The 1,695-nt window shown below is 68.7% G+C and carries 2 protein-coding genes; both read right to left on the bottom strand.

The annotated features are described in order from the left end of the window. Positions 1-240: coproporphyrinogen III oxidase (locus tag HMPREF3115_RS24200; RefSeq protein ID WP_141751730.1), on the bottom strand; the 240-nt coding region annotated here is incomplete at its 3' end. A gap of 115 nt (positions 241-355) precedes the next feature. After that, the gene (purD, locus tag HMPREF3115_RS24195) at positions 356-1,633 is read right to left on the bottom strand and encodes a phosphoribosylamine--glycine ligase (protein WP_006405599.1); all 1,278 of its coding nucleotides are present in this window, start codon (positions 1,631-1,633) and stop codon (positions 356-358) included. Between the last annotated feature and the right edge of the window lie 62 nt (positions 1,634-1,695).

The raw sequence follows: 1,695 nt of genomic DNA, 5'->3' as shown, positions 1-1,695 counted from the left end.
GGACGGCGGCAGCGCGTCGCCCGCCACGTCGGAGAAGCCGATCCCCGCGCGTTCGAACACGCGGCCGCCTTCGAGGATCCGCGTGCAGCCGCCGCCGCGCAGCCGCTCGGCGGGGCCGCGCTGCCAGATGTCGGTCGCAAGCGGCGTGCCGTCGAGCGCGCCGAGCGCATCGGCGATGCGTGTCTGCAGGCCCTGGAGATACGTGCGCACGCGCGCCACGTCGTAGGTCGAATCGGTCATGTCTGAACTGAACGCCCCCGCGCGCGGCGGGGGCCGTAAAAAAGGCTTCTGCCGCGCATTCTAGCGAACCGCGGCAGCCGGCACGACGCACCGCGCGGTGCGCCGGCCGCCGGCGTCATGCGCTCTTGCGGCTGAGTGCGCGGTGGCCGATGTCGCGGCGATACTGCATGCCTTCGAAATTGATCTGGTTGATCGTGTCGTACGCATGCTGCTGCGCTTCGCGCACCGAATCGGCGAGGCCGACCACGCACAGCACGCGGCCGCCCGACGTGACGAGCTTGTCGCCGTCGAGCGTCGTGCCCGCATGGAAGGTCACGGCCTGTTCGGTTTCCGCCGGGATGCCGTTGATGCGGTCGCCCTTGCGCGGCGCGTCGGGGTAGCCGTGCGCGGCAAGCACGACGCCGAGCGCGGTGCGGCGATCCCAGTCGAGCTCGACCGTATCGAGCGTGCCCGCGATCGCCTGCTCGACGACCTTCGAGAAATCGCTCTTCAGGCGCGCCATGATCGGCTGCGTCTCCGGATCGCCCATCCGGCAGTTGAATTCGAGCGTGCGCGGATTGCCTTCCTTGTCGATCATCAGGCCGGCGTACAGGAAGCCCGTGAAGCGGATGCCGTCCTTCTCCATCCCGCGCACGGTCGGCATGATGATCTCGCGCATCACGCGCGCATGCATCTGCGGCGTGACGATCGGCGCCGGCGAATACGCGCCCATGCCGCCGGTGTTCGGGCCGCGATCCTCGTCGAGCAGACGCTTGTGGTCCTGGCTCGACGCGAGCGCGAGCGCGTGCTTGCCGTCGACCATGACGATGAAGCTCGCTTCCTCGCCGTCGAGGAATTCCTCGATCACGACGCGTGCGCCTGCATCGCCGAGCTTGTTGCCCGACAGCATCATGTCGACCGCTTCGTGCGCTTCCTCGAGCGTCATCGCGACGACCACGCCCTTGCCGGCCGCGAGGCCGTCGGCCTTCACGACGATCGGCGCGCCTTTCGCGTCGATGTAGGCATGCGCGGCGGCCGCGTCCGAGAAGGTCTCGTAGTCGGCGGTCGGAATGCCGTGCCGCTTCATGAACGCCTTCGCGAAATCCTTCGAGCTCTCGAGCTGCGCGGCTTCGCGCGTCGGCCCGAAGATCTTCAGGCCGCGCGCGCGGAACAGGTTGACGATGCCGGCCGCGAGCGGCGCTTCGGGCCCGACGAGCGTGAATGCGACGCCTTCGCGTTCCGCGAAGTCGGCGAGCGCGTCGAGCGACGTGATGTCGACGTTCTTCAGACGCTCGTCCTGCGCCGTGCCGCCATTGCCGGGCGCGACATAGACCATCTGAACGCGCGGCGATTGCGCGAGCTTCCACGCGAGCGCATGTTCGCGGCCACCGGAACCGACGACGAGTAGTTTCATGGGATTCCCCGCAGACTAGAAAACAGGGCGGCCGGCACGCTCAGGCGCGCCGTCCGCGAAAC

The sequence above is a fragment of the Burkholderia sp. HMSC10F09 genome, assembly GCF_001806955.1.
GTDB classification, from domain to species: domain Bacteria; phylum Pseudomonadota; class Gammaproteobacteria; order Burkholderiales; family Burkholderiaceae; genus Burkholderia; species Burkholderia multivorans.
The sequence above is the reverse complement of the archived record's forward strand: the minus strand, read 5'-3'. Positions and strand labels throughout refer to the sequence as shown.